Origin of the sequence: Microbacterium sp. (assembly GCF_051953575.1) — a bacterium.
Classification (GTDB): Bacteria; Actinomycetota; Actinomycetes; order Actinomycetales; family Microbacteriaceae; genus Microbacterium.
The window spans coordinates 125,955-132,802 of record NZ_JBQCIP010000316.1; the positions used below are offsets into that span (position 1 = coordinate 125,955).

Consider the following 6,848-nt stretch of genomic DNA (forward strand, 5'->3'; position numbering starts at 1 on the left):
CGATGACCACCACCGACATCCCCGGCGCCGACACCGCGACCGGGAGCGCGCGCGGTCTCGGCGACCGCGCCGTCCGTGCGCCCCGGGGCCCCGCGCGCACCGCCAAGAGCTGGGGCGCCGAGGCCGCCAAGCGGATGCTCATGAACAACCTCGACCCCGAGGTCGCCGAGCATCCGGAAGACCTCGTCGTCTACGGCGGTACCGGCCGGGCCGCCCGCAGCTGGGAGGCGTTCGACGCGATCGTCCGCACGCTCGACGAGCTCGAGCCCGACGAGACGCTGCTCGTGCAGTCCGGAAAGCCGGTCGGCGTCTTCCGCACGCACGAGTGGGCGCCGCGCGTGCTCATCGCCAACTCGAACCTCGTGGGGGACTGGGCGACGTGGAGCGAGTTCCGCCGGCTGGAAGAGCTGGGTCTCACCATGTACGGCCAGATGACCGCGGGCTCGTGGATCTACATCGGCACGCAGGGCATCCTGCAGGGCACATACGAGACGTTCGCCGCCGTCGCCCGCTCGCTCGGGCGCGACGACCTGTCGGGCACGCTGACGCTCACCGGAGGCGCCGGCGGCATGGGCGGCGCGCAGCCGCTGGCCGTGACGCTCAACGGGGGAGCGGTGCTCATCGTCGACGTCGACGAGTCGCGCCTGGCGCGCCGGGTCGAGCACGGGTACCTCGACGAGTACACGACCGACCTGGATGCCGCCATCGCCCGCGTCGTCGCCGCCAAGGCCGCCGGTGAGGCGCGGAGCGTCGGCGTCGTCGGCAACGCGGCCGAGGTGTTCGGAGACGTGCTGCTGCGCCAGCGCGCCGGCGAGCTCACCGTCGACATCGTCACCGACCAGACGAGCGCGCACGACCCGCTCGCGTATCTGCCGGTCGGCATCGCGTTCGACGACTGGAAGGCCGAGGCATCTCGCGATCCCGAAGGCTTCACGGCCCGCGCCCGCGGCAGCATGGCCAAGCACGTCGCGGCCATGGTCGGGTTCCAGGATGCCGGCGCCGAGGTGTTCGACTACGGCAACTCGATCCGCGCCGAGGCGCAGCTGGGCGGCTTCGACCGGGCGTTCGCGTTCCCCGGCTTCGTGCCGGCGTACATCCGCCCGCAGTTCGCCGAGGGGCGCGGCCCTTTCCGCTGGGTGGCGCTCTCGGGCGACCCGGAAGATATCCGCAAGACCGACGGGGCCGTCAAGGCGCTGTTCCCCGACGACGCGGGCCTCGTGCGCTGGCTCGACAAGGCCGGCGACGCCGTGCACTTCGAGGGGCTGCCCGCCCGCATCTGCTGGCTCGGCTACAAGGAGCGCCACCTCGCCGGACTGAAGTTCAACGAGATGGTGGCCTCGGGCGAGCTCTCGGGCCCGATCGTCATCGGCCGGGATCACCTCGACGCGGGCTCGGTCGCCTCGCCCTACCGTGAGACCGAGGCGATGGCCGACGGCTCCGACGCCATCGCCGACTGGCCGCTGCTGAACGCGCTGCTGAACACTGCGTCGGGCGCGGCATGGGTGTCGATCCACCACGGCGGCGGCGTCGGCATCGGCCGCAGCATCCACGCCGGGCAGGTCACGGTCGCCGACGGCACGGCGCTCGCCGCCGAGAAGCTCGAGCGCGTGCTCACGAACGACCCCGGCACCGGCGTCATGCGTCACGTCGACGCCGGGTACGACCGGGCGAAGGAGGTCGCCCGCGAGCGCGGCCTCCAGGTGCCGATGCTCGACGACTGACGACGGCATCCATGTCCCGGCGTTCATCGGCCTCAGGCGCTGCGGGCGGCGAGCTCCGGGACACGAAGAGAGGGTGACATGACCGCGACACTCATCACGAACATCGGCGAGCTCACGACCAACGTCGCAAGGCCCGGTGACGCCCTCGGGACCCTCCGCGACGCGGCGGTGCTGTTCGAGGGCGACCGCATCGCCTGGGTCGGCGCGGCGTCCGAGGCGCCGCACGCCGCGGGGCTGAGAACGGTGGATGCCAGCGGCCGGGCCCTCATCCCCGGCTTCGTCGACAGTCACACGCACATCGTGTTCGGCGGCGACCGGGCCGACGAGTTCGAGGCGCGCATGACCGGCACGCCGTATGCGGCCGGCGGCATACGGCGGACGGTGGCCGCGACGCGTGCCGCGACCGACGATGAGCTGCGGTCGCGGTTGCGCGGTTTCGCGCGGGAGCTGCACGCGCAGGGCACGACGACGTTCGAGGTCAAGACGGGCTACGGCCTGACCATCGCCGACGAGGCGCGTCTGGCGCGCCTCGCGTCCGAGGCGACCCCCGAGGTCACCTACCTCGGCGCCCACGTCGTGCCGGCCGAGTTCGCCGAGCGCCGCGACGACTACGTCGACCTGGTGTGCGACGAGATGCTGCGGGCGTGCGCGCCGCACGCGCGGTGGGTCGACGTGTTCTGCGAGCGCGGCGCGTTCACGCCCGAGGAGTCGCGGCGCATCCTCGCGGCCGGTGTCGCGCACGGCCTGCTGCCGCGCGTGCACGGCAATCAGCTCGGCCACGGCGAGGGCGTGCAGCTGGCCGTGGAGCTGGGGGCGGCATCCGTCGACCACTGCACCTACCTGTCGGACCACGACGTGGCCGCCCTCGCGGGCTCCGCGACCGTCGCGACCCTGCTGCCGGGCGTCGAGTTCTCGACGCGCCAGCCCTACCCCGACGCGCGGCGCCTCATCGACGCCGGCGTCACCGTGGCGCTCGCGAGCGACTGCAACCCGGGCTCGAGCTTCACGAGCTCGATGCCGCTCATGATCGCTCTCGCCGTACGCGAGATGGGGATGACGCCGGCCGAGGCGGTGTGGGCGGCGACCGCGGGCGGGGCACGGGCGCTGCAGCGCGCCGACGTGGGCGTCGTCGAGCCGGGGGCGCGCGCCGACCTCGTGATGCTCGACGCACCCACGCGGGTGCACCTGGCCTACCGGCCTGGCGTGCCGCTCGTGCACACGGTGTGGCTGGGCGGCGCGCAGCTCTGACACTGCGATCCGGATGGGGCGCGGCCGAACCTGCGATCTCGAGGTCGGCGCGTGCCTCAGCGGGGCGTGTCGAACGTCCAGTCGTCGGGATCGAGCGCGCTCGCCACGTCCCAGTCGTCCTGCCGCCACGTGAACGTCGCGACGGCGCACGTCGGCATGTGGCCGATGCCGTCGCCCGACAGCCGCCCGGCGAGCACCGACATGCCCGGGTCGTGCGCGACGACGACGACCGAGCCGGCTCCCGTCGCGGCGGCCGCGGCGAGCAGCGCCGCCGCCGGCGCCCCATAGAGCTCCGGGTCGAGCGACACCGCGACCCCGAGCTCCGCGGCGAAGGCCTCGGCCGTCGTCCGGGCGCGCAGCGCCGTGCTCGACAGGATCACTTCGGGACGGAATCCGGATGCGGCCAGCCGGGCGGCCATGACCGGGGCATCCCTCATGCCGCGGTCGTTGAGGGGCCGGTCGTGGTCGTCCAGACCCGGGTCGCCCCAGTCCGACTTGGCGTGGCGCACGAGCGCGAGGCGGATCATGACGTGCTCCTTCGTCCGGCGAGTCCTGCGAGCAGCTCCAGCACGCACAGCGCCGCGAGGCGCACGGTGCGTCCGTCCGGGGCGTCGGCGGTCGCATCGACCTCGGCGAGGTCGGCGCTGTGCAGCCTCGGATCGACCGCCGCTGCGCGCACGAGGGCACGCAGCTCCCAGGCCGCCAGCCCGCCCGGCACCGAGGCCGGGCACCCGGGCGCCACCGAGCGGTCGCACACGTCGACGTCGATGTCGAGGTGGATCGATCCGCCGCCTGCGCCGGCGACCTCGAGGGCCTCGGCCATGACGTCGGCCGCGCCGCGGCGGCGCACCTCGTCCATCGTGATCACCGTGATGCCGAGGTCGGCGGCGCGCTGCGCGTAGGCGGCCGAGTTCGCGAAGTCCGCGATGCCGAGCTGCACGATCCGCCGGCCGTCCAGGCCGTCCTCGACGAGGCGGCGCACCGGCGAGCCGTTCGAGACCCCGTCGCGCAGGTCGAAATGCGCGTCGATCGTGATGAGGCCGTCGGCCGCGGCGCCCTGCGTCACGGCGTAGGTGAGCGAGTTGTCGCCGCCGAGAGCGACGACGAGCTCGGCGCGCTCACGCAGCGCGCCCACGGCGGCGCGGACGGATGCCTCGCCCGCCGGTCCGTCCGGCTCGTCGATGTCGCCCGCGTCGGCGATGCGCAGCACCTCGTGGAGGTCGACGGGCGGCGGCCCGAGAAGGGTGGGGCTGTACCGGCGCAGCGCCTCGCGGATCGCCCCGGGAGTGGCGTGCGCGCCTGTCCGCGAGATCGAGGTGCGGTGCGCGGGAACACCCAGCAGGACGGCATCCCATCCCGTGACGTCGTCGATGCGCGGCCAGGCACCCGCGCGCGGCCACAGCGGGTCATGCGGAAGAGTCACGTCTCGACGCTACTCGTCGCGGGCACACCATGGCCGGCACCCCGCGGCGCGCTCTTCGCGAGATCCCCGGTCCACCGCACGGAGCGTCCGGGCGTCAGCCGAGCAGTGCGTGCGCGACGGTGAAGATCGCGACGCCGGCGAGCGCGCCGACGATCGTGCCGTTGAGGCGGATGTACTGCAGGTCGCGTCCGACCATCAGCTCGATCTTCTCGGTCGTCTCTGCGGGGTCCCACCGCTCGACGGTGTCGGTGATGATCGACGCGATGTCGTGACGGTACCGGTCGACGAGGAAGACGGCGCCGTCGGTCACCCACTCGTCGACGCGGCGCTGCAGCGCGGCATCCGTCGTCATGCGCTCGCCGATCTCGACGAGAGCGGTCACGCCCCGTCGGCGCAGCCCGCTCCCGGGGTCGGCGAGAGCGCGCAGCAGGCCGGCCTTGGCGGTGCTCCAGGCCTCGGCGGCGAGCTCGCGCACCCGCGGGCTGTCGAACACGGCGAGCTTGGCGTCTTCGAACCTGCCGATCGTCGCCGGATCGTGCTGCAGGTTCGACGCGAGCCGCTCGAGGTACCCGTCGATCGCGAGACGGGCCGGATGCTGCGGATCGCGCTGCACCGCGCCCACGAACTTGACCGCCTCGTTGTAGACCGTGTCGTCGACGAACCGGTGCGCCACCGAAGGCACCCACGAGGGCAGACGGCGCGAGACGAGCCCCGTGAACGCGCGGTGGTTGGCGGCCAGCCACGCGGCGACGCTGTCGGCGGCGAGGTCGACCGCACCGCGGTGCGCGCCGGCGTCGACGATGCGCTGCAGCCATTCGCCCAGCGGCGGTCCCCACTCCGGCGCGATGAGGTGCTCGCGGGCGAGCTCCTCGATGACGTCGCGCACGTCGTCGTCGCTCAGCGCCTGCAGCACGCTCGAGGCCATCACCGACGCCTCGGCGGCGACGCGCTCGGCGTGCACGGGCGCGCTCAGCCATTCGCCGAGACGTGCTGCGATGGGCGTCTCGACGAGCTTCGTGCGCACGACGTCGCCCCGCAGGAACTCCGTCTCGACGAACTCGCCCAGCGTGCGACCGATCTCGTCCTTGCGGCTCGGGATGATCGCGGTGTGCGGGATGGGGATGCCGAGCGGATGCCGGAACAGCGCGGTCACCGCGAACCAGTCCGCGAGCGCACCGACCATGCCGCCTTCGCCCGCGGCGCGCAGGTACGCGAGCGCCGGAACCTCCTGCTGGAACGCGAACGAGACCGCGAACAGCGCCGCCATGAACAGCAGTGCGCCGAGGGCCACCCCCTTCATGCGCCGGAGCGCCCGGCGGCGCTCCTGGTCGGCGGGGCTCAGGCCGACGGGCGAGGTCACCGTCATCGCGCCGGACACGTCAGTCCTCGACCGGACCGAGCCAGGCCGTCGCGACCGTGGCATGGGCCGACTCCGGATCGGACGGGTGGAACAGCCCTGCCAGCACGTCGCGGTACAGGCGGCCGAGCTCGTTGCCCGAGAAGTACGACGATCCGCCCGCGACGAGGATCGCCTCGTCCACGATCGACTTCGCCGCCGTCACCGCCCGGTGCTTCACGCCCGCCAGCTGGGCGAACCACTGCGAGCCGTGGTCGGCGAGCTCGTCGACGTCGCGCGAGAGCGCCTGCAGCTGCGGCGGCAGCGCGTCGTAGGCGAGGGCCATGTCGGCGATGCGCCAGCGGATGTCGGGGTCCTGACTGTACGCCCGGCCGGTGCGCTTCGAGGTGCGCTTGGCGGCCGTCGCGACCGCGAGCTCGAGCGCGCGCCGCGCGATGCCGGTGTACACCGACGCCAGCAGCAGCTCGAACACGCTGAAGATGCCGAAGACGAGCGGATCGGGGTTCGGGCCGGGCGCGAGGCGCCGCACGACCCGGTCGGCGGGTGCCACCGCATCGCGCAGCACAGTGGTGCGCGACTGCGTGCCGCGCATGCCGAGGGTGTCCCAGTCGTCGCGCACGACCACGCGGCCGGTCTGCACCTCCGACCGCGGCACGAACGCGTAGACCATGCGCGGGGCGTCCTCAGAGGACGTGTCGAGGCCGTGCAGCCCCAGCTGCGTCCACACCGGCGAGAGCGACGTGAAGATCTTCGTGCCGGTGAACGCGTACCCGCCGTCGGGAAGGGGTGCGGCATCCGTCCCGCTCCCGAACAGCACCAGGTCGTTGCCGGCCTCGCTGATCCCGAACGCGAACACCTCGCCGGCGGCCGCGCCCTCCTGCACGAAGCGGAGCGTGTCGATGCCGCGATCGGCGAGCACCTTCGCGACCCCCGTCCATACGAGGTGCATGTTGATCGCGAGGGCCGTCGCGGGGGCGGCCGTCGCCAGCCGCTGCTGCAGGACGGACACCTCGGCCAGGCCCAGTCCCGCCCCGCCGAGGCTCGTCGGCACGAGCGCCGCGAGATACCCGGCGGCGCGGAGGTCGGCGAGGTCGGCGTC

General features: G+C 73.4%; 6 protein-coding genes. 2 read left to right on the forward strand and 4 right to left on the reverse strand.

The genetic code is table 11. The features are described 5' to 3' along the window. Nucleotides 1-2 precede the first annotated feature (2 nt). Together hutU and hutI are read left to right on the forward strand one after the other, a co-directional pair. Complete coding sequence (gene hutU / locus ACTHNQ_RS20740) at nt 3-1,721, forward strand: urocanate hydratase (protein ID WP_440335806.1); 1,719 nt, start codon at nt 3-5, stop codon at nt 1,719-1,721. A gap of 78 nt (nt 1,722-1,799) precedes the next feature. Then, nucleotides 1,800-2,969, forward strand: coding sequence for an imidazolonepropionase (hutI, locus tag ACTHNQ_RS20745; RefSeq protein ID WP_440335807.1), 1,170 nt, complete (start codon nt 1,800-1,802; stop codon nt 2,967-2,969). 56 nt (nt 2,970-3,025) lie between these two features. Here the strand turns inward: hutI and ACTHNQ_RS20750 are convergent, their stop codons facing one another. The 4 genes from ACTHNQ_RS20750 to ACTHNQ_RS20765 form a co-directional block, all read right to left on the reverse strand. Continuing rightward, nucleotides 3,026-3,496 (reverse strand): SixA phosphatase family protein, encoded by a 471-nt coding sequence (locus ACTHNQ_RS20750; protein WP_440335808.1) that lies wholly within the window; start codon nt 3,494-3,496, stop codon nt 3,026-3,028. Beyond that, nucleotides 3,493-4,392, reverse strand: coding sequence for an agmatinase family protein (locus tag ACTHNQ_RS20755; protein ID WP_440335809.1), 900 nt, complete (start codon nt 4,390-4,392; stop codon nt 3,493-3,495). Before ACTHNQ_RS20755 ends, ACTHNQ_RS20750 begins: the two co-directional genes overlap by 4 nt. Nucleotides 4,393-4,486: 94 nt before the next feature. Continuing rightward, complete coding sequence (locus tag ACTHNQ_RS20760; RefSeq protein ID WP_440335813.1) at nt 4,487-5,758, reverse strand: DUF445 domain-containing protein; 1,272 nt, start codon at nt 5,756-5,758, stop codon at nt 4,487-4,489. 13 nt (nt 5,759-5,771) lie between these two features. Beyond that, on the reverse strand, nt 5,772-6,848 hold a 1,077-nt coding region (locus ACTHNQ_RS20765), incomplete at its 5' end, for an acyl-CoA dehydrogenase family protein (RefSeq protein ID WP_440335810.1).

Bases quoted from the DNA above. Each gene is read 5' to 3' on its own strand.
- hutI (WP_440335807.1), top strand. From the start codon at position 1,800: ATGACCGCGACACTCATCACGAACATCGGCGAGCTCACGACCAACGTC.
- ACTHNQ_RS20750 (WP_440335808.1), bottom strand. From the start codon at position 3,496: ATGATCCGCCTCGCGCTCGTGCGCCACGCCAAGTCGGACTGGGGCGAC.
- hutU (WP_440335806.1), top strand. From the start codon at position 3: ATGACCACCACCGACATCCCCGGCGCCGACACCGCGACCGGGAGCGCG.
- ACTHNQ_RS20760 (WP_440335813.1), bottom strand. From the start codon at position 5,758: ATGACGGTGACCTCGCCCGTCGGCCTGAGCCCCGCCGACCAGGAGCGC.